The sequence below is a fragment of the Oricola indica genome (genome assembly GCF_965227485.1).
Taxonomy (GTDB): domain Bacteria; phylum Pseudomonadota; class Alphaproteobacteria; order Rhizobiales; family Rhizobiaceae; genus Oricola; species Oricola indica.
Map to the genome: position 1 here is coordinate 924,918 of NZ_OZ245747.1, position 18,245 is coordinate 943,162.

An 18,245-nucleotide genomic window follows, 5' to 3' on the forward strand; every position below is an offset into this window, starting at 1 on the left:
CTGAAACCATCCGCATCAACCTGAACTGCCCTCACCGGCGTCTCCGACCAGCCTGAATTCAAGCAGCAGGTTGCGCTGCAGGATGGAATGGTTGTCGTCGGAGACCACGGTCAGCCGCGGCACGCCGTCTGGATCGATGGTGACGGACAGGCCTTCCATATTGTCGATCTGGTAGAGCAGATTGGCTTCCAGCAGGACTTCGCCGTCGACCGTCGCCCCGGCCGCTATGTCGGAGCCGTCGATCCGCCGCAGCCGCATCGCCACGCCATCGGTGAGGTTGAAACGGCGCTCCAGCAGAACCAGATCGCCATCCGGCAGGAACTGGCCGTCGGTGATGTCGAACTCACCGCTGCGCTTCACCGAGAATTCGAAGCTTTCGCCGCCACGCTTGCGAACGAACGCCATGATGTTGCGGTTCTTGTCGAGGCTCTTCTCGCTGACGCCGACAAGCGCGCCGGGAAAGGCCGTGGTCGCGGGGGCGACGGTGACCGTCTCGAAGCCGCGATTCTCCCGCAATTCGTAAAGCGGAACTGGCGGCTCGTACTGGCGCCTCAGCGCCGGAAAGCCGCTGTCGTCGAGATCGTATTCGGCGATCCTGTGCCGGCGTTCGAAGCTGACATAGACAGTATCGCCGCCGATGGTGATGCCTTCGGCGTCGCTCGCCCACTTGCCGGGACCGAACTCCGTCATCTCCCACATCGTTGTGTCGGACAGGCCGGTCGCCCGACCGGTTTCGTCGCGCTCGATCCGGGAGGCAAGCCAGAACCCTGTGTCGGCGACGCCCAGTACGCGGGACTGGTCGTCGAAAAGATGGATTGCCGAAATCGCGCCGAAATGCCGGGAAGAGGCGGTCATTTCCAGTCCGCCGGCGAATTCCAGCTTGCCGAATCGCTGCTGGTCCGAGCCGATGCGGAAATTCGTGATGGGACGGGCCTTGACGGTCATCGCGACGATTTCGGGCGCGGCTTGCGCCGGCGAAGCCACTGCCGCGAGAGGCATGGCCACGAGAACTATGGCCTTGACCGCCTGAAGGCGTGACCGCACGGTCTAGCCTGCCCGTTGGCGGCGTGCGTCGCGGGATTTCTGCTCCTCGAACAGGCCCGCGAGCTGTTCCGTCATCGCGCCGGCCAGTTCCTCCGCATCGACGATCGTGACGGCGCGGCGATAATAGCGTGTCACGTCGTGGCCGATGCCGATCGCCAGCAATTCGACTTCCGAGCGGGTCTCGATCTCCTCGATCACGGCGCGCAGGTGCCGTTCGAGGTAGTTGCCCGGATTGACCGACAGCGTGGAATCGTCGACCGGCGCGCCGTCGGAGATCATCATCAGGATACGGCGCTGTTCGGGACGCGCCGCCAGCCGGCGATAGGCCCAGGTCAGCGCCTCGCCGTCGATGTTTTCCTTCAGCAGGCCTTCGCGCATCATCAGGCCGAGATTGCGCCGGGCGCGCCGCCAGGGCGCATCCGCGCTCTTGTAGATGATGTGGCGCAAATCGTTGAGACGGCCGGGCTCGGCGGGCTTGCCGCCCTTCAGCCATGCCTCGCGCGATTGCCCGCCCTTCCAGGCCCGCGTGGTGAAGCCGAGGATCTCGACCTTGACGCCGCAGCGTTCCAGCGTGCGCGCAAGAATGTCCGCGCAGGTTGCCGCGACGGTGATCGGGCGGCCGCGCATCGAGCCGGAATTGTCCAGCAGCAGGGTGACGACCGTGTCGCGGAAATTGGTGTCGCGCTCGCGCTTGAAGGACAGCGGAGCGAAGGTGCCGGCCATTTCGTCGATGATGATGCGCGGCAGGCGCGCCGGATCGAGATAGCCTTCCTCGAGATCGAAATCCCAGGAGCGGTTCTGCTGCGCCATCAGGCGGCGCTGCAGCCGGTTCGCAAGCCGTCCGACGACGCCCTGGAGATTGGCGAGCTGCTTGTCGAGGAAGGCGCGCAGGCGTTCCAGTTCCGCCTCGTCGCACAGTTCCTCGGCGGAGATGGTCTCGTCGAATTCGGTGGAATAGACCTCGTAGTCGATGCCCGACAGGATGTCGTTGAAGGACTGGTCGGGGCGGATCGCCTCGCCGGGCTCTTCCGCGTCGGCGTCGAGATCCTGCTCCATGTCGTCGGCGGTCGCGTCGGCGGCGTCCATCTCGCCCGCTTCGGGTTGCTCGCTCTCGGCCTGGCTTTCCTCGGCCTCGGACTGTTCCTCGCCCGAATCCTCCTGGCTGCCGCCTTCGGTATCCTCGTCGGCGTCCGGCTCGTCGTCATTGTCGTCGTCTGAATCTTCCGGTTCCTCGCCGGACATCTCGTCGGCGAGCTCCATAGAGACGAGCATGTCGCGAACGGCCCGCGCGAAGGCGTTCTGGTCGTCGATCGCGGATTCCAGATTGGCGAAGTCGTCGCCGGCCTTTTCCTCGACCCAGTCGCGCCAAAGATCAGCGACGGCGGCCGCGCCGGGGGGCGTCGGGCGTCCGGTCAGTTTCTCGCGCACGATCAGCGCCACGGCTTCCGACAGTGGCGCGTCGTCGCGCTCGGTCACGGTGGCGAGATTGTTGCGGGTGAACTTGTCGTCGATCATCGCGGTGAGATTGTCGCCGACGCCCGGCATGCGGCGCGCGCCGATCGATTCCACGCGCGCCTGTTCCACGGCGTCGAAGATCGCCCGCGCATCGGCCCCGTCCGGCGCCGTCGCGGCATGGACGCCCGGATTGTGGCAGGCGGTGCGCAGGGCCATGGAATCGCCGACGCCGCGTGTCACCATCACGTCGCTACGCGTGATGCGTTTCGGCAGGTCGGGCAGGCGGGCGTGCTTGCCCGCAAAGGCTGGCTTGTCGGCGGCGAAGACGACTTCCAGCTCCGGTTCGCCGGCCATGGCGCGCATGCAGCCGGTCACCGCCCGCTTGAACGGTTCGGTGTCGACCGGCTTGCCCGGCTTCTTGCGGTAATTGTCTCCCGGACCCGCCATCTTGCCTGGTGCCTCTGTCCGCCTAGCTCAGCACCACATTGGCGGCGCTTTCGGCCAGTTCCTCGCCGAAGCAGCGCTGGTAGAATTCCGCCACCAGCGTGCGCTCCAGATCGTCGCACTTGTTGAGGAAGGTCAGCCGGAAGGCAAAGCCGATATCCTTGAAGATGTCGGCGTTTTCCGCCCAGGTGATCACGGTCCGCGGGCTCATCACGGTCGAGAGATCGCCGTTCTTGAAGGCTTCACGCGTCATGTCGGCGAGACGGACCATGTTGCTGACGATCTCGCGGCCCTTGGCGTTCTGGTAGTGTTTCGCCTTGGCCAGGATGATCTCGACTTCCTTGTCATGCGGCAGGTAGTTCAGCGTCGTGACGATGGACCAGCGGTCCATCTGCGCCTGGTTGATCTGCTGCGTGCCGTGATAGAGGCCGGTCGTATCGCCGAGGCCGACCGTATTGGCGGTGGCGAACAGGCGGAAGGCGGGGTGCGGGCGGATGACGCGGCTCTGGTCGAGCAGTGTCAGGCGGCCCGAGGATTCGAGCACCCGCTGGATCACGAACATCACGTCGGGCCGGCCGGCGTCGTATTCGTCGAAGCAGAGCGCGACATTGTGCTGATAGGCCCAGGGCAGGATGCCGTCGCGGAACTCAGTGACCTGCTTGCCCTCATGGACCACGATGGCGTCCTTGCCGACGAGGTCGATACGGCTGACATGGCTGTCCAGATTGACGCGCACGCAGGGCCAGTTGAGACGGGCCGCGACCTGTTCGATATGGGTCGACTTGCCGGTGCCGTGATAGCCGGACACCATGACGCGGCGGTTGTGCGCGAAACCGGCCAGGATCGCCAGCGTCGTCGCGCGGTCGAAAATATAGTCCGGGTCGATTTCCGGCACATAGGCGTCCGCGTCGGAATAGGCGGGGACCTGCATGTCGACATCGATGCCGAACACCGAGCGCACGTCGGCGGTGGTGTCGGGCATGTTGGCGATGTCGAGTTCCATCTTGTTCATCTTGCCTCCTTGATGCGGCGGGAGACCGCATGCCGGGGTGTCTCGGGATTCGATTGCCGGACTAGCACAGCCCGGCGGTTTTCAACAATTGATAGGCTTGGACAACTTCGCGGAATCGTTCCTCGGAGGTCCGGTCGCCGCCATTTGCATCGGGATGGTGCTTTTTGACCAGAGCCTTGTACTGCGTCTTGATGTCCTCCGACGTCGCCGAGGCCTTCAGGCCGAGCGTGGACATCGCCTTGGCTTCCAGCGGCTTGAGCTTGCGCATCGGCTTGACCGTCGCATCGGGGCGCCAGTTCGGGTCGCGCATGCGCATCGACCGTGCCGATCCGGAGCGCATGTCCGAGAAGACGGGCGCCGCGGTCGCTTCCTCGATATGGGCGGTGCCCATTTTCCAGGTCGGCCGGTTGCCGGTCAGCGCGTCCTTCTGGAACTTGGCGATCGCGTCATCGCCAAGGCCGGAGAAGTAATTGTAATTCTTGTTGTATTCGCGCACGTGGTCGATGCAGAAATGCAGATACTGCCCCTCCCGGTCGCGGCCGGCCGGCGCCTTGTGGGTGCCCGGCTTCTCGCAGCCGGCCCATTGGCAGGTCTGCGCGACGGTCGGTTCCTCGCGCTTGGCGGATTTCTTTTTCTTTCCGCCGGGATTGATCCGGATGGAATCAAAATATTTCGAACTGGGCTTCATGTGACCGTGGTTATGGGGCGGCAGAGCGCCACAAACAAGCATTGACAGTGGAAGATTCGACGCGGCAAGTGGCGCCGCAGTGCCCTCTAAAAAGGACGCACTGGTTTACCTGCCTATCGGCGGGGTGGCAAGGCAAGATACAAGGTAGGTTGCAGATGGGGCCGATTGAAGAACGCATCGTGAAAAAGATCGAGGAGGCTTTCTCGCCCGAGCGGCTCGCCGTCATCAATGAAAGCCACCTGCACGCGGGTCATCAGGGCGGCTCGGTCGACGGGTCCGGCGAGACGCATTTCCGCGTTCGCGTGATCTCGGAAAAATTTGCCGGACTGGGCCGCATCGACCGCCACCGCGCCCTCAATGAATTGCTGGCCGCCGAGATCGCCGACGGCGTTCACGCGCTCGCGCTGGAGCCCTCGGCTCCCGGCGAAAGCGTCAGATGGTAGTCTGAAGATTGCAGGACGCAGGCGAAACCGACATGACGACAATTCCGTCATCCGATCTGGCGCGCAAGGGCATGCTCGCCGATCCGGGGAATCACTTTAGCGGCCGATACGAGGTCGAACGCAAATATGCCGTCGACGGGCTCGATCGCATGGTCGCGCTGCTTCAAGAGCGCGGCGCGATTCCTTTCACGCTGGGGAACCGGGAAACCGATATCTTCCTCGACTGGCCGGATGGCCGCCTCGCGGCGGCGGGAAAGACGCAGGTCGTCCGCTCGATGCAGCCGTCGGACCGCGTTTTGTGGTTCGTGAAGGGTCCGGACCCGGACGAATGCATCGCGACCGATCTGGAGGATTTCGACAAGGCGCAGGCCATGCTCGCTGCGCTCGGCTTCGTCGAAATCGACCGCGTTGAGAAACACCGCGACATCTGGTTCCTGGGCGATTTCCACATCACCCTGGACCGTGTACCGGGCCTCGGCGAATTCGTCGAACTGGCGGTGATGACGGACGATTCGCAAAGCCTGCCCGGTTGGGCGCAGCGCGTCGAATCCCTGGCGAGCGACCTTGGCCTTTCGGCCGACGCGCTGCAGACGCAGTCCTATCGCGCCTTGCTCCGAACGTCCCTACGAACCGCAGGCGTAAAAGCCGCGATAACCGACCGTGGGCCCGTCTTCGAGGGCAAAGACGAGTTCGGCGTCTGATCGCCAGTTCGCGTCCTCGCCGAGGGGGCGGACCGTCATCGTGACACCGGGTGCTTCGAACCCGATTCGCTCGTCTTCAGTCTCCACACCGGAAAGCGGCACGATCACGCCGTTCAGCTTCATGACGCCGTCGTTTCCGTCGGCCGATGTCCAGAGGATCGGATCGGTTTCCGGACCGCGGTTGAAGGCGCATCGTCCATCTGCGCCGAGGATTTCGTCGGCCCGGTCTCGCGGCACGGGCGCGGGGTCGAGCTCGGCGACCAGCGTGTTGGCCAGCGCGTCGGCCACGGTCCCGACCTCGGTCGGCGGATCGCGGTAGATTTCGTCCACGCTGTTCCCGGCGGAGATGTCGGCGATCAGATAGCGCATTTCGGCGATTTCCCGGCGCTGTGCGGCGATGATCTCGTCGGCGAGCTTGCGGGCCCGGCTATCCTCGATCCCCGCCCTTTCCGACGTCATGACGGCGATCGAATGATGGGGGATCATCGCACGCATGTAGCTGGGGCCCGAAACCGTGACCTGGCTGCGGACGAGCCAAAGCGAACCGGCGAATACGAGGATCGCGCCGATGAATATGGCGATGTTCAATCCTGTGTTCCGATACATGCCGAGCATGAAGCCAAGCATGATGAAAGCCATGGTCGCGCCCATGAGGACCGCCATATAGGCGCGCGTCTCGGAAAAGAAGACATGCTCGAACGCATAGGTGTTGAGGTACATCAGGATGAACATCACCAATGTCGAGGTGAGGATCATCAGGCCGAAACGAATGTAGGACATCGGACTCCTCCTGTCGTCATGCGCCTGCCAGGCGGCGCTTGCGGAGTCGAACGCGTCCCGTCCGGAACCGTTCCGGCTGGCCCGGGTCTATTTCTCCAGGCGGAAATCCTCGTGGCACTGCGAGCAGGTGCGTCCCATATCGGCGAACAGGGGCCTGATCTCATCCACGCTTTCGGCCTCTTGCGCCGCGCTCGACAGTGCCGAGGCCTTTTCCTCGAGCGCGCCGGCAAGCCCCTCGAACTCCTGCCAGTCCACCCAGATGGCGGGGCGCGCCTCGCTGGTGCCGCCCGCCGATCCTACCGGGAACAGGGAAAGCATCTCGCCGGCATGGCCGGCCAGCGCGTCGGCGGCAGAGCCTGCGACTTCCGGGTCGAAGTTTTCCCGTCCGCGAATCATCGCGCCAAGTTCCTTCATCCGATCGGCGATCTCCCCCATGAGGTCCATTCGTTGCCTGACGATGCCGGTCGCCCCGGAATGTGCGAGAGCCGTTCCGGAAACGGCCGAAACGATCAGTGCGGCCGCGATCAGGGGGCCTGCGCGTTCATGCATGGTTGAATTCCTGTCAGTGGATTCCGTTGGCGCGTTGCAGCGTGCGGACATAGGAGACGATCTGGTCGATCTGCCCGGGGTCGACGCCTTCGACGGGCGGCATGTCGCCGAACGGCCAGTGATGGGCCCTTACGCCGCGCTGGGCCGCGAGCTGGAAGGCGGCGTCGCCGTGATGGTTCGGTTCGTAGATGACGTGGACGAGCGGCGGTGCGACCCCGTCCCGACCGGCGGCGTTCACGCCGTGGCAGGACGCGCAATTCCGGTTGAACAATGCTTCACCGGAAAGGGCGTCGCCCGAAAGCTCCGGCACCTCGACCCGGACGATCGGAGGTCCTCCCGCCGCGCTCATCCGCATGGGCGAAGGCCGCAGTGCGAACCACCAGACAAGAAAAGCGGCAACCGCGACGAGCAGAAACGCCATAAAGTAGTTCTTTGCGGCCATCGAAATTCCCGGTTCAGTTCGGTGTCGGTATTGCTGTTGGCCGGTCGTCGCCTAGCGCGAGCGCCCGATGAGATATCCGACCGCCATGCCGGCGAGAAATATCAGGGCGACCGTGAGCAGCATTCCGAGACCCATCCCGAAGAACATCCCGTTTTCGAACCCGTACATCATGGCGACACCTCCTCATTACGTAAGGTCATAAAGCTTCCACCCACTGGAAGCTCAAGACCAAATTGCGGATGATAGTGCTGTACGGAGTTTGCCGGCATTCGCCGTTGCGCCATTTACGTGCGGCTAGCAGGGTTCGGCGCGGTGACGCTTGAAATGGCGCGCAACGAGATGGCCGGATACGCGATCTTCCATGGCGGGCTCGCCTCGCGGGACAGGCACTCATGGTCGAGCGCGGTTCCGTCGCGTCTCACCATGCATGGCGCCGCCGATGCGGCCCTGCCGATTTCCTAGATCGGCCGGATGCGCAGCTTGGTGATCCGGTTTCTCTCGCGCTTCATGACCACGAAGCGCTTGCCGTGGAAGGTGAAGGCCTGTTTCTCGGCGGGAATGGTCTGCGCCTCGTGGATGACGAGGCCGGCTATGGTCGTCGCCTCCTCGTCGGGCAGGTGCCAGTCCAGCGCGCGGTTGATGTCGCGGATCGGTACCGAGCCGTCGACGACGATCGACCCGTCGGCTTCCTGGCGCAGGCCCTGGATATCGACATCGTGCTCGTCGGCGATGTCGCCGACGATTTCCTCGATGATGTCTTCCAACGTGACGAGGCCTTCCACCTCGCCATATTCGTCGACCACGATGGCGACATGGGCTTTGCGGCGCAGAAACGCGTCGAGCTGGTCGCGCAGCGTGGTCGTATCCGGCACGTACCACGCCTTGTTGGCGACCTTCATGATGTCGATGCGGGTCGGGTCGTTGTCGACGCCGTGCAGCGCGCGCAACAAATCCTTGGCATGCACGATGCCGACGATGTTGTCCGTTCCGCCGCGCCATACGGGCATGCGGGTGTAGGGGCTTTCGAGGATTTCCGAGACGATCGCGGCCGGCTCCAGGTCGGCGTTGACCATTTTCATGTTGGTGCGGTGGACCATGATGTCGGAGACTTCGAGCTCGGCGAGATCGAGCAGGCCGCCCAGGCGGTCGCGCTCCTCCTTCACCACCGATCCTTCCTTGTGCAGCACCTCGACGGCGCCGCGAATCTCCTCATGCGCGGTGAGCATGGATTCGCGGTCGGTCAGATCGACGCCGAAGACTTTCAGCATGCGCCGCACGATCATGTTGACGAGGCTCGACAACGGTCCGACCACCAGGACGAAACGGCGGATGATCGGCGCGACTGCGAGGGCGAAGCGGTCGGGATTGGAAATCGCCCATGATTTCGGCAGCACCTCGGCGAAAATGACCAGCATCACCGTCATGGCGATGGTCGCATAGGCGACGCCGGATTGACCGAACAGCGTCAGGAAGACGCTGGTGGCAAGCGCCGAGCCGAGGATGTTGACGAGGTTGTTGCCGATCAGAAGCGCGCCGATCAGCCGGTCCTGCCGTGTCATCAGCGTGTTGACGGATTTCGCGCGCGGATCGCCCGCGCCTTCCAGGTGGTGCATGCGCGCGCGCGACGTCGCCGTAAGCGCCGTCTCCGAACCGGAGAAAAATGCCGACAGGACCACAAGGGCGAGTACCACGACCGCGATGATCCAAATTCCCATGACTAACTTCCTATCTTGTCCCGGAGAAAGGCGTGCACCTCCGATTCCGGCACATTCTTCGCGATGAAGGACTGACCGATTCCGCGTGTCAGGATGAAGTTGAGCGCACCGCGGGTCACCTTCTTGTCCTGCCTGATATAGGTCAGCATCGTGTCGGCGTCGCGCAGATACGGCTTCATGGCATCGAGGTCGGTCGGCAGGCCGACCGCCTTAAGATGCGCGGCGACGCGCTTTGCGTCGTCCGGACTGGCGAGGTTCATGCGCGCCGAAAACTCATGCGCGAGCACCATGCCGATGGCGACGCCCTCGCCATGAACGAGAATGTCTGGGTTGTATTTCGCCGCTGCTTCCAGCGCATGGCCGAATGTGTGTCCCAGATTGAGCAGCGCCCGGTCGCCGGCCTCGCGTTCGTCGCGGGCGACGACGGCGGCCTTGGCGCGGCAGGATTCCGCGATGGCATGGATACGCTCGCTGCCGCCGGCCTCGATCTTCGCCCAGTTTTCCTCCAACCATGCGAAGAAATCGGGCCGGTCGATCAGCCCGTATTTCACCACCTCGGCGTAGCCGGCTCGGAATTCACGCGGCGAGAGCGTGTCGAGCGCCCCGGTGTCGGCGATCACCAGCCGCGGCTGGTAGAACGCGCCGATCAGGTTCTTGCCGTGCGGCGCGTTGATTCCGGTCTTGCCGCCGACGGACGAATCCACCTGGGACAGCAGGGAGGTGGGCATCTGCACGAACTGCATGCCGCGCCGGACGATCGCGGCCGCAAAACCCGTCAGATCGCCGATCACACCGCCGCCGAGCGCGATCACGACGTCGCCGCGTTCCAGCCGGGCGTCGAGGATGCGGTAGACCACGTCCTGCAGTATTTCGAAGCGTTTCGTCGGCTCGCCGGCCGGAAGCACGATATCCGTCGCTTCGATCCCGGCATCCGCCAGGCTCGCGCGGACAGTCTCGAGGTGATGGGCGGCGACATTCTCGTCCGTGACGATCGCCGCACGGACGCCCGGCAACGTCTCGGCGATGCGGCGCCCGCTTTGTTCGAGCAGGCCCGGGCCTATCAGGATGTCGTAGGAACGATCGCCGAGATCGACAGTCACGGTCTCGGCGCAATGTGCGTCATTCATCGGTCACTCGCTTCCGTCGCGCTGTGTTCGCGCGGGGTTTCCGCGTGGCCGTCGAGCCATGCCGCGATGGCGGCGACCACATTGGCGGCCATGTCTTCCTTGGATATGTCGCGCGACCGCACCTCGATATCCGCATTAGCGTAGACCGGATATCGCTCATCCATGAGGCGCTGCATGACGGCGCGCGGATCGGCCGTGCGCAGGAGCGGCCGGTTCTTTCGGCGCGAGACGCGTTCCATCAGCAGGTCGATATCGGCGGAAAGCCAGACCGATATTCCGTCCTGCGCGATTTCGCTGCGTGTATTCTCGTTGATGAAGGCGCCGCCGCCGGTCGCCAGCACCTGCGGTCCGGTCTTCAGCAGGCGCGAGATAACGCGTTGTTCCAGCGACCGGAATTCCGGTTCGCCATAGTGTTCGAACAGCTCGGGAATGGTCATTTTCGACACGGTCTCGATTTCCGTGTCCGCGTCGGCGAACGGCAGGCCGAGGCTGGCCGCGACCTTGCGGCCGACCGCCGATTTCCCGGCGCCCATGAGGCCGACCAGAACGATCGAGCGATGGCCGATCCGGTTGCGAACGGTCTCGCAATTGGCTTTGATTTCAGGCGTCATGACTCGTCGTTTCCGTCCGAGTTCCGCTTAGCGCATGAACCCGCGCGCCCTGTCAAGAATTGTAAAGACGGGCCGTTTAGGGTTTGATTTTAATGATATGGAATCGCATACCCGCTTCACGAGACAAAAGGCGTGCCGTAAGATCGAAGTCCGATGCCAAGCCTGATCCGGTTTCTATTCACGCTCGCCGTCCTCGGCGGGATCGCCTATGGCGCCATGTGGGCGCTGGTTTCCTATGTCGAACCGACCCCGCGCGAAATGACGGTGCGCATCCCGGCCAACAAGATCAATCCGGATTTCTGATCCCGGTTCGCGAAACCGCCGGTAAACCTTCGCGTGCCAGACTGATGGCATGATCGACGCATTTCTCGAAATGATGAGCGCCGAGCGCGGCGCATCCGAAAACACGCTCGCCTCCTACCGGCGCGACCTGGAGGAAGCGGAACGTTTCGTGCGCCGCGCGAGCGCGCGTCGGCTCTCCGACGCCATCTCGACGGATATCAGCGCATATCTGTCAAGCATGGACGCCTCGGGATACGCGGCTTCCTCGCAGGCGCGCCACCTGTCCGCGTTGCGGCAGTATTTTCGCTTTCTCTATGCGGAGAACCTGCGCGGCGACGATCCGACCGGGGTGATCGCCTCGCCGAAAAAGGCCCGGGCCCTGCCGAAGGTGTTGAGCGAGGAAGAGGTGTCGCGTCTGCTCGAACGCGCCGGGGAGGAAGCCACGGACGAGATGCAGCCGGCGAAAATCCGGATCACCGCGATCCGCACGCGCGCCTTGCTCGAACTGCTCTATGCAACAGGTCTGCGGGTCAGCGAACTGGTTTCGCTGCCGGTCAGCGTCGCATGGCGCGACGACCCGTTCTTCATGGTGCGCGGCAAGGGGTCAAAGGAGCGCATGGTTCCGGTCACCGACACCGCCCGCGCCGCGGTGACCACCTATCTGGAGGCCCGCAATCGCGATCCGCGCGCCGATGACTGCCCCTGGCTGTTTCCCGCCGAAAACTATGTCGACCATGTCGCGCGGCAGGTCTTCGCGCGCGATCTCAAGGCGCTCGGCGCGCGATGCGGCCTGTCCGTCTCCAAGCTTTCGCCGCATGTGCTTCGACACGCCTTCGCCAGCCATCTGTTGCAGAACGGCGCCGATCTGCGCGTCGTGCAGCAGCTTCTGGGCCATGCCGATATCTCGACGACGCAGATCTACACGCATGTGCTGGAAGAGCGGTTGCACCGGCTTGTCACAGAGCATCATCCGCTGGCCGGCGCCTGAGCCCAAGTGGGGCTATGCTTGACATCCAGCCCGTTTACCTCCACCTCCACGCCAAACGAAAGACCGAACGGACAGCGTTCCCATGTCACTTTACAGCTATCTCGATTTCGAAAAGCCGATCGCCGATCTGGACGGCCAGATCATGGAATTGAAGAAGCTTTCCGAGGGCGAGAATGGCGGGGTCGACGTTGCCGAGGAAGTTGCGCGGCTGGAGAAACGGTCCGCCGAGGCGCTGGTCGAGATCTACAAGAAGCTGACACCCTGGCAGAAGGCGCAGGTCGCGCGTCATCCTGACCGGCCGCATTGCTCGCAATATGTCGATGCGCTGTTCGACGAGTTCACACCTCTCGCCGGTGACCGCAAATTCGCCGAGGACGCCGCTGTCATCGCCGGTTTCGCGCGTTTCGACGGCAACCCGGTCGCGGTGATCGGGCAGGAAAAGGGGTCCGACACGCAGTCGCGCCTGAAGCACAATTTCGGCATGGCGCGGCCCGAGGGATATCGCAAGGCGGTCCGCATCATGGAGATGGCGAACCGGTTCGGCCTGCCGGTCATCACGCTGGTGGACACGGCGGGCGCCTATCCGGGCATCGGCGCGGAAGAACGCGGCCAGGCCGAAGCCATCGCACGCTCGATCGAGATCAGCCTCAACCTCGAGGTGCCGCTGGTTTCCGTCGTGATCGGCGAAGGCGGATCCGGCGGTGCGATCGCCATTGCGACGGCCAACAAGGTCTACATGCTCGAACACGCCATCTACAGCGTGATCTCGCCCGAGGGTGGCGCGTCGATCCTGTGGCGTGACGCCGCCCGCGCCCGCGACGCCGCGACGGCGATGAAGGTCACCGCGCAGGATCTGCTGGCGCTCAAGGTCATCGACGGCATTATCAGCGAGCCGCTTGGCGGCGCGCACAGGGACCGCGATGCGGTCGTCCAGGAAACCCGCAAGACGGTCGAGGGGGCGCTGGCCGATCTCGCCGGGCTCGACGGTCCGGCGCTGAAAAACGCCCGGCGCGAGAAATTCCTCGCCATCGGCCGCAATCTCGGCTGATCGGGTTCCGGTCAAATCCGCCATATCCGTGCCGTATTTTGTCCCGATGCGTGACGCTGACAATCGCGTGAGCGGGGGCCAGGCAACCTTGCGGCAAGTCGCGGTCGTCTATAATCCGGGTCCAATGATTTTTCCGAGGCATTCTCGAATGGCGTATCGACGGGCGATGATCGCGATAATGGTGGCTGCATCCACCGCGCTCGCCGGTTGCGAGACAAGCGACGTTCTTTCGCTCAAGGCCAATGCGCCGATCCCCGAAGACGTGCGCAGTTTCATGTCCGCGAACGGCATGACCAAGTCGTCGCCGATCATGGTCCGCATCTTCAAGGACGAAGCGGTCCTCGAGGTCTGGAAGCAGAAAGACACCGGTCGCTTCGTTCTGGTGAAGAGCTACGAGGTCTGCGCCTATTCCGGAAAACTCGGGCCGAAGATCCGGGAAGGCGACCGTCAGGCGCCCGAAGGGTTCTATTCGATCTCGAAACATCTGCTCAATCCGAAATCCAGCTATCACCTGGCGTTCAATACGGGCTTCCCCAATCGCTACGACCGTGCCAATGGCCGCACCGGCTCCAATCTCATGGTGCACGGCTCCTGTTCGTCGGCCGGTTGCTATTCGATGACGGATGAGAGCATCGCGGAAATCTACGCCTTCGCGCGCGAGGCGCTTTCCGGCGGCAAGCAGGACGCGTTCCAGGTCCAGGCCTATCCGTTCCGGATGACGCCGGAAAACATGGCCAAGCACCGCAACGACAAGAATTTCGAGTTCTGGTCGATGCTCAAGGAAGGCTACGACCATTTCGAGCTGACCAAGATACCGCCCAAGGTCGATGTCTGCGGCCGCCGTTATGTCTTCAACAGCCTCCCCGAGGAAGGCGAGTTCAAGGCGACGGCGGAATGCCCGCCGATGACGATGCCGACCGGTCTCGCAACGGCCTATCAGTCGCTGCAGTCCAAGCAGGCCGTTGCCTTCCAGCAGGCAGTGGCCGCGATGGAAGGCGGATCGGCGGCAAGCGCTTTGCAATCGAAACCGGCTTCTCCGCTCGGCAACCTGTTCCGCGGATCGTCGGCCTCCGCATCGACCCAGTAAGCGACATGGCGGACATCTACGACCTGCGCGGCCTGAATTGTCCGATGCCGGTTCTCAAGACGCAAAAACGCATGCAAAGCCTCAAGCCGGGTGACCGGCTGTGGGTCCGCACCAGCGATCCGCTGGCCGTCATCGACATCCCCAATTACTGCCGCGAAAGCGGCCATCCGCTCGTCGAAAGCGAGAAGGACGAGGACGGTCACCGTTTCCTGATCGAGCGGGGCGCGTAGAGCGCCGGTTCACATTCCCGGGATCGCCAGCGGATTGTCGGTCAGCGCCTGCCGGTCGGGCCGGTCGGGGGCGATCTGGCCGGTGAAGGCCGCGAACAGGCCCTCGATATGCGCCCTGTTGCCGTTTCGCGCGATGACGACGAGGCGCGTTTCCGGTTCGCGCCCTTTCCATGAGTCGAGCCTGACCGGCGGATGAAACACCGACTGCACGCCGTGAATGACCAGCGGCCGGTCCGGCTTCTCCGTGGTCCACACAACACCCTTCATGCGCAGCAATTCGCGCGGCATCGAGGAGCGCAACAGGTCGGCGAACATCTCCACCGTCGCCGCCGTGATCTGTGCGTCATGCGTCAGCGTGAAAGCCTCGATCGACGCGTCATGCCGGTTGACGTCATGATGGTGGTGGTGATGGCCGTGCGGTTCGCCGGCGGCCGGGCGCGCCTGCGCCAGTGACGAATCGTCGAGCGCCAGAACGAAGCCGTCGCCTGCCGCATCGACCGGTTCGACCAGCGGATTGATCGCCGCGAGCCTGGCGATCAGCGCGTCGCTTGCCGGTTCGAGATCGGTCTTGGTCAGGACGATGCGGTCCGCGAGCGCCACCTGGCTTCGCGCTTCCTCGTGGTCTTCCAGACTGGCCAGCCCCGTCGCCGCGCAAACGACCGTGACGAGGCTCGCCACGTGGAAGCGTTCATTGAGGCCCGGCGTCGCCATCACCGCCTGCAAGACGGGCGCGGGATCGGCCAGTCCCGTCGTTTCGATGACGACACGGTCCAGCGCGGCGCCCGCCTCGATGCGCTCATTGATCTGGAACAGCGTGTCGACGAGATCGCTTCTGACGGTGCAGCACAGGCAGCCATCCGACAGTTCGATCATCGGTTCGCCGCCCTCGACTGCCTCGACCAGCAGGTGGTCGATGCCGACATCGCCGAACTCGTTGATGATCACCGCCGTGTTGGCGAAGCCGCCTGCGGCGAGCAGGCGGTTCAGGAGCGTCGTCTTTCCCGCGCCGAGAAAGCCGGTCACCACATGGACGGGTACGGAGGCCATGGCCGTATCAGGCTCCCTGATCGGGCCGGAATTCGGGGACAGGGATCGCCCGTTCGGCGGCAAGGTCGATGCCCTCGGCGCGGCGCGCCTCCGCCACTTCGTCGCTCAGCCGCACCGGCCGGAAATCCGGAACCGGGACCGCGTCGATATATTGCCCGGCCAGCAGGATGGCGGACATGCTCGCGCCTTCCGCGCCGCCGATAAAGATCGGCACGGGCACCGGGTCGCGGGTCAGCGGTGTGATCGCCGGGCTCGCGAAACTGTCGAGCGAGCGGTCCGCCCAGCGCGCATCGTTGGCTTCCTGCGAACACACGATGTCGCGGACATTGGCGATTTCGGTCGAATGGCCCTCGGGCGGCGTCATCGAGGCGAGGACTGGTTCGAATTCGGCCTCGTTCATCTTGGCAAAGCCTTCCTCGAGCAGGTCGGCGGCACGTTCGGAGCGGCCCTTGGAGCTCATCTCGCCAAGAACGACCGCGATCAGGGTCACGCCCTTGCGCGTCGCGGAGGCGACCAGGTTGAAGCCGCCTTCGCAGATATAGCCGGTCTTCATGCCGTCGGCGCCGTCAAAGCGCCCGAGCAGCAGATTGTAGGATTTGTAGACCTTGTCGCCGTCCTTCAGCGCCTCGGTCGAGAAATAATGCGCGTGCTGCGGATATTCGAGGCGGATCGCCCGGGCGAGTATCGCGAGGTCGCGCGCCGTCGAATACTGGCCCGTATCGTGCAATCCGTGCGGATTGACGAAATGGGAGTCGGTCATGCCGAGGCGCTTCGCCTCGGCGTTCATTTTCTCGGAGAACGCCTCGACGCTGCCGGAAACGGATTCCGCGATGGCGACGGCGATGTCGTTGGCCGATTTGACGAGCAGCATCTTGAGCGCATTGTCGAGCGTGAGGATCGTGCCGACCGGATAGGCCATGTGGCTCGGCGGCTTGCGCGCCGCTTTGAGAGAGATGCGCACCGGCGATTTCATCGTCAGCGCGCCGCGCTCGATCTCGCGGAATGCGACCCAGGCCGTCATCAGCTTGGTCAGGGAGGCGGGACGCCAGCGGTCGAACTGACGCTCGGCTTCGAGCACGCGTCCTGTGGATACTTCGATCACCATGGACGGCATTGTCGAGGCGTCGGCCCTGTTCGCGCCGAGCGCGATCAACAGGACGAGGGCAATTCCGAGAATGGGCGATCTTTGTCCGGCGAACATTGACTTTCCCTGATCGATGACGAGGCCCCCGCGATTGTGTAGGCGAATGTCGCGGGCTAGACAAGGATTGTGCCGAAGGCATGACGCCGCGAGGCCGATATGTTCGAAACCGGACTTGTCCGGGGCGGCCCGCACCGCCATTTTCGAGGTGACGAACCCGGTTCCAGGAAGGGAAACGAATGCCGATTCTCAATCGTGCCCATGAAATGCAGGCGGAAGTGGCCGGCTGGCGCCACCACCTGCACCAGCATCCGGAATTGATGTTCGACGTGCACGAGACGGCGGCTTTCGTCGAGGAGAAGCTCAAGGCGTTCGGCTGCGACGAGGTGGTGACCGGGCTCGGCCGCACCGGTGTCGTCGGCGTGATCAGGGGCAACCGGGGCGAGGGCGAGACGCTCGGCTTCCGCTCCGACATGGACGCGCTGCCGATCAAGGAGATGACCGGCAAGCCCTATGCCTCCACGGTGCCCGGCAAAATGCATGCCTGCGGCCATGACGGGCACACCTCGATGCTGCTCGGCGCCGCGCAATATCTTGCCGAAACGCGCAATTTCGCGGGCACGGTGGTGGTGATCTTCCAGCCCGCGGAGGAAGGCGGCGGTGGCGGACGCGAGATGATCGAGGACGGGCTGATGGACCGTTTCGGCATCGACCGCGTCTACGGCATGCACAACATGCCGAGTTTGCCCGCCGGCCGTTTCGCGACCCGCCCTGGCCCGCTTTGGGCGGCGACGGACGAATTCCTTGTCCGGATCACCGGGCGCGGCGGGCACGCCGCATGGCCGAACCAGACCATCGATCCGATCGTCATCGGCGCGCAACTGGTGCAGGCGATGCAGACCATCGCCTCGCGCAATGCCGATCCGATTTCGGCCATGGTGGTCTCCGCGACGCAGTTCCACGCCGGCTCGGCGCATAATGTCATTCCCGAGGAGGCCGAGATCGCGGGCACGGTGCGCACGCTGTCCCCGGAAAACCGGGAACTCGGCGAAAGCCGGATCAAGACGCTCGCCGCAAACATCGCGGCCGCGCATGGCGCGACGGCGGAGGTGACTTGGAGGCGGGGCTATCCGGTGATGGTCAATCACAGCGCGGAGACCGACATTTGCGCCCAGGCTGCGGCCGCCGTGGCGGGCGAAAGCGCGGTGGACGTGTCGGCTGCACCGATGATGGGCGGAGAGGACTTTGCCTACATGACCGAGGCGCGGCCCGGCGCGATGATCCTGATCGGCAATGGCGACACGGCCGGACTTCACCACCCTGCCTATGATTTCAATGACGAAATCATCCCGCTCGGCATCAGTTACTGGGTGGCGCTGGCCGAGGCGAACGGGGCCTGAGAGGCGGCGTA

At 64.0% G+C, this 18,245-nt stretch carries 21 protein-coding genes; 9 read left to right on the top strand and 12 right to left on the bottom strand.

The genetic code is table 11. The annotated features are described in order from the left end of the window. Positions 1 to 15 precede the first annotated feature (15 nt). The 4 genes from ACQK2M_RS04815 to ACQK2M_RS04830 all read right to left on the bottom strand — a co-directional run bounded on the left by ACQK2M_RS04815 (position 16) and on the right by ACQK2M_RS04830 (position 4,643). Entirely contained in the window at positions 16 to 1,044 is a 1,029-nt protein-coding gene (locus tag ACQK2M_RS04815) for an esterase-like activity of phytase family protein (RefSeq protein WP_425416856.1), read from the bottom strand. 3 nt (positions 1,045 to 1,047) lie between these two features. Then, a complete protein-coding gene (gene cobT / locus ACQK2M_RS04820; RefSeq protein ID WP_425416857.1) occupies positions 1,048 to 2,946 on the bottom strand; it encodes a cobaltochelatase subunit CobT in 1,899 nt (632 codons plus the stop codon). A 22-nt stretch (positions 2,947 to 2,968) separates the two neighbouring features. Next, on the bottom strand, positions 2,969 to 3,955 hold the full coding sequence (cobS, locus tag ACQK2M_RS04825; RefSeq protein WP_223479803.1) for a cobaltochelatase subunit CobS: 987 nt from the start codon (positions 3,953 to 3,955) through the stop codon (positions 2,969 to 2,971). Between the two features lie 61 nt (positions 3,956 to 4,016). Continuing rightward, positions 4,017 to 4,643 (bottom strand): J domain-containing protein, encoded by a 627-nt coding sequence (locus tag ACQK2M_RS04830; RefSeq protein ID WP_223479804.1) that lies wholly within the window; start codon positions 4,641 to 4,643, stop codon positions 4,017 to 4,019. A gap of 155 nt (positions 4,644 to 4,798) precedes the next feature. Between ACQK2M_RS04830 and ACQK2M_RS04835 the strand changes: the two genes are divergently transcribed. Together ACQK2M_RS04835 and ACQK2M_RS04840 are read left to right on the top strand one after the other, a co-directional pair. After that, a complete protein-coding gene (locus ACQK2M_RS04835; protein WP_425416858.1) occupies positions 4,799 to 5,086 on the top strand; it encodes a BolA family protein in 288 nt (95 codons plus the stop codon). A 32-nt stretch (positions 5,087 to 5,118) separates the two neighbouring features. After that, positions 5,119 to 5,787 (top strand): class IV adenylate cyclase, encoded by a 669-nt coding sequence (locus ACQK2M_RS04840; protein ID WP_425416859.1) that lies wholly within the window; start codon positions 5,119 to 5,121, stop codon positions 5,785 to 5,787. Here ACQK2M_RS04840 and ACQK2M_RS04845 read toward each other — a convergent pair. The 3 genes from ACQK2M_RS04845 to ACQK2M_RS04855 form a co-directional block, all read right to left on the bottom strand. Next, on the bottom strand, positions 5,710 to 6,567 hold the full coding sequence (locus ACQK2M_RS04845) for a DUF305 domain-containing protein (protein ID WP_425416860.1): 858 nt from the start codon (positions 6,565 to 6,567) through the stop codon (positions 5,710 to 5,712). The two genes, ACQK2M_RS04840 and ACQK2M_RS04845, sit on opposite strands and share 78 nt — an antisense overlap. A gap of 87 nt (positions 6,568 to 6,654) precedes the next feature. Further along, positions 6,655 to 7,116: a c-type cytochrome gene (locus ACQK2M_RS04850; protein WP_425416861.1), complete on the bottom strand. Its 462-nt coding sequence runs from the start codon at positions 7,114 to 7,116 to the stop codon at positions 6,655 to 6,657. A 13-nt stretch (positions 7,117 to 7,129) separates the two neighbouring features. Next, positions 7,130 to 7,558, bottom strand: coding sequence for a c-type cytochrome (locus ACQK2M_RS04855; protein WP_425416862.1), 429 nt, complete (start codon positions 7,556 to 7,558; stop codon positions 7,130 to 7,132). 288 nt (positions 7,559 to 7,846) lie between these two features. Here ACQK2M_RS04855 and ACQK2M_RS04860 point away from each other — a divergent pair, with 288 nt between their 5' ends. Beyond that, positions 7,847 to 8,020 (top strand): hypothetical protein, encoded by a 174-nt coding sequence (locus tag ACQK2M_RS04860; RefSeq protein WP_425416863.1) that lies wholly within the window; start codon positions 7,847 to 7,849, stop codon positions 8,018 to 8,020. Here ACQK2M_RS04860 and ACQK2M_RS04865 read toward each other — a convergent pair. From ACQK2M_RS04865 to ACQK2M_RS04875, 3 genes are read right to left on the bottom strand one after another with little or no spacing between them, the layout of a single operon-like run. After that, on the bottom strand, positions 8,017 to 9,273 hold the full coding sequence (locus ACQK2M_RS04865; RefSeq protein ID WP_223479768.1) for an HlyC/CorC family transporter: 1,257 nt from the start codon (positions 9,271 to 9,273) through the stop codon (positions 8,017 to 8,019). The genes ACQK2M_RS04860 and ACQK2M_RS04865 overlap by 4 nt on opposite strands. Before the next feature lie 2 nt (positions 9,274 to 9,275). Further along, a complete protein-coding gene (aroB, locus tag ACQK2M_RS04870) occupies positions 9,276 to 10,400 on the bottom strand; it encodes a 3-dehydroquinate synthase (protein WP_425416864.1) in 1,125 nt (374 codons plus the stop codon). Next, positions 10,397 to 11,011 carry a shikimate kinase gene (locus ACQK2M_RS04875; RefSeq protein ID WP_425416865.1) on the bottom strand — a complete coding sequence of 205 codons (615 nt, stop codon included), beginning with the start codon at positions 11,009 to 11,011 and terminating at the stop codon, positions 10,397 to 10,399. The genes aroB and ACQK2M_RS04875 overlap by 4 nt, the downstream gene beginning before the upstream one ends. Positions 11,012 to 11,164: 153 nt before the next feature. On the opposite strand from ACQK2M_RS04875, the gene ACQK2M_RS04880 reads away from it, so the two are divergent. The 5 genes from ACQK2M_RS04880 to ACQK2M_RS04900 all read left to right on the top strand — a co-directional run bounded on the left by ACQK2M_RS04880 (position 11,165) and on the right by ACQK2M_RS04900 (position 14,646). Further along, positions 11,165 to 11,314, top strand: a complete 150-nt coding sequence (locus tag ACQK2M_RS04880) for a histidine kinase (protein ID WP_223479765.1) — start codon at positions 11,165 to 11,167, stop codon at positions 11,312 to 11,314. A gap of 49 nt (positions 11,315 to 11,363) precedes the next feature. Continuing rightward, positions 11,364 to 12,281, top strand: coding sequence for a site-specific tyrosine recombinase XerD (gene xerD, locus ACQK2M_RS04885; protein ID WP_425416866.1), 918 nt, complete (start codon positions 11,364 to 11,366; stop codon positions 12,279 to 12,281). 82 nt (positions 12,282 to 12,363) lie between these two features. After that, positions 12,364 to 13,329 (top strand): acetyl-CoA carboxylase carboxyltransferase subunit alpha, encoded by a 966-nt coding sequence (locus tag ACQK2M_RS04890; RefSeq protein WP_223479763.1) that lies wholly within the window; start codon positions 12,364 to 12,366, stop codon positions 13,327 to 13,329. Positions 13,330 to 13,477: 148 nt separating this feature from the next. Beyond that, complete coding sequence (locus ACQK2M_RS04895; RefSeq protein ID WP_425416868.1) at positions 13,478 to 14,416, top strand: L,D-transpeptidase family protein; 939 nt, start codon at positions 13,478 to 13,480, stop codon at positions 14,414 to 14,416. A gap of 5 nt (positions 14,417 to 14,421) precedes the next feature. Further along, positions 14,422 to 14,646 carry a sulfurtransferase TusA family protein gene (locus ACQK2M_RS04900; protein ID WP_223479762.1) on the top strand — a complete coding sequence of 75 codons (225 nt, stop codon included), beginning with the start codon at positions 14,422 to 14,424 and terminating at the stop codon, positions 14,644 to 14,646. Positions 14,647 to 14,655: 9 nt separating this feature from the next. Here the strand turns inward: ACQK2M_RS04900 and ACQK2M_RS04905 are convergent, their stop codons facing one another. Then, complete coding sequence (locus ACQK2M_RS04905; protein ID WP_425416869.1) at positions 14,656 to 15,693, bottom strand: CobW family GTP-binding protein; 1,038 nt, start codon at positions 15,691 to 15,693, stop codon at positions 14,656 to 14,658. 7 nt (positions 15,694 to 15,700) lie between these two features. After that, positions 15,701 to 16,894, bottom strand: coding sequence for a D-alanyl-D-alanine carboxypeptidase family protein (locus ACQK2M_RS04910; RefSeq protein ID WP_425416870.1), 1,194 nt, complete (start codon positions 16,892 to 16,894; stop codon positions 15,701 to 15,703). A gap of 179 nt (positions 16,895 to 17,073) precedes the next feature. Between ACQK2M_RS04910 and ACQK2M_RS04915 the strand changes: the two genes are divergently transcribed. Then, a complete protein-coding gene (locus ACQK2M_RS04915; RefSeq protein WP_425416871.1) occupies positions 17,074 to 18,234 on the top strand; it encodes a M20 aminoacylase family protein in 1,161 nt (386 codons plus the stop codon). Positions 18,235 to 18,245: the final 11 nt, after the last annotated feature.

What these genes read in the sequence shown, in the direction of transcription:
- ACQK2M_RS04910 (WP_425416870.1), bottom strand. Translation starts at nt 16,894, where the DNA reads ATGTTCGCCGGACAAAGATCGCCCATTCTCGGAATTGCCCTCGTCCTG.
- ACQK2M_RS04850 (WP_425416861.1), bottom strand. Translation starts at nt 7,116, where the DNA reads ATGCATGAACGCGCAGGCCCCCTGATCGCGGCCGCACTGATCGTTTCG.
- cobS (WP_223479803.1), bottom strand. Translation starts at nt 3,955, where the DNA reads ATGAACAAGATGGAACTCGACATCGCCAACATGCCCGACACCACCGCC.
- ACQK2M_RS04915 (WP_425416871.1), top strand. Translation starts at nt 17,074, where the DNA reads ATGCCGATTCTCAATCGTGCCCATGAAATGCAGGCGGAAGTGGCCGGC.
- ACQK2M_RS04840 (WP_425416859.1), top strand. Translation starts at nt 5,119, where the DNA reads ATGACGACAATTCCGTCATCCGATCTGGCGCGCAAGGGCATGCTCGCC.
- cobT (WP_425416857.1), bottom strand. Translation starts at nt 2,946, where the DNA reads ATGGCGGGTCCGGGAGACAATTACCGCAAGAAGCCGGGCAAGCCGGTC.
- ACQK2M_RS04900 (WP_223479762.1), top strand. Translation starts at nt 14,422, where the DNA reads ATGGCGGACATCTACGACCTGCGCGGCCTGAATTGTCCGATGCCGGTT.
- aroB (WP_425416864.1), bottom strand. Translation starts at nt 10,400, where the DNA reads ATGAATGACGCACATTGCGCCGAGACCGTGACTGTCGATCTCGGCGAT.
- ACQK2M_RS04865 (WP_223479768.1), bottom strand. Translation starts at nt 9,273, where the DNA reads ATGGGAATTTGGATCATCGCGGTCGTGGTACTCGCCCTTGTGGTCCTG.
- ACQK2M_RS04845 (WP_425416860.1), bottom strand. Translation starts at nt 6,567, where the DNA reads ATGTCCTACATTCGTTTCGGCCTGATGATCCTCACCTCGACATTGGTG.
- ACQK2M_RS04890 (WP_223479763.1), top strand. Translation starts at nt 12,364, where the DNA reads ATGTCACTTTACAGCTATCTCGATTTCGAAAAGCCGATCGCCGATCTG.
- ACQK2M_RS04905 (WP_425416869.1), bottom strand. Translation starts at nt 15,693, where the DNA reads ATGGCCTCCGTACCCGTCCATGTGGTGACCGGCTTTCTCGGCGCGGGA.
- xerD (WP_425416866.1), top strand. Translation starts at nt 11,364, where the DNA reads ATGATCGACGCATTTCTCGAAATGATGAGCGCCGAGCGCGGCGCATCC.
- ACQK2M_RS04835 (WP_425416858.1), top strand. Translation starts at nt 4,799, where the DNA reads ATGGGGCCGATTGAAGAACGCATCGTGAAAAAGATCGAGGAGGCTTTC.
- ACQK2M_RS04895 (WP_425416868.1), top strand. Translation starts at nt 13,478, where the DNA reads ATGGCGTATCGACGGGCGATGATCGCGATAATGGTGGCTGCATCCACC.
- ACQK2M_RS04880 (WP_223479765.1), top strand. Translation starts at nt 11,165, where the DNA reads ATGCCAAGCCTGATCCGGTTTCTATTCACGCTCGCCGTCCTCGGCGGG.
- ACQK2M_RS04875 (WP_425416865.1), bottom strand. Translation starts at nt 11,011, where the DNA reads ATGACGCCTGAAATCAAAGCCAATTGCGAGACCGTTCGCAACCGGATC.
- ACQK2M_RS04830 (WP_223479804.1), bottom strand. Translation starts at nt 4,643, where the DNA reads ATGAAGCCCAGTTCGAAATATTTTGATTCCATCCGGATCAATCCCGGC.
- ACQK2M_RS04855 (WP_425416862.1), bottom strand. Translation starts at nt 7,558, where the DNA reads ATGGCCGCAAAGAACTACTTTATGGCGTTTCTGCTCGTCGCGGTTGCC.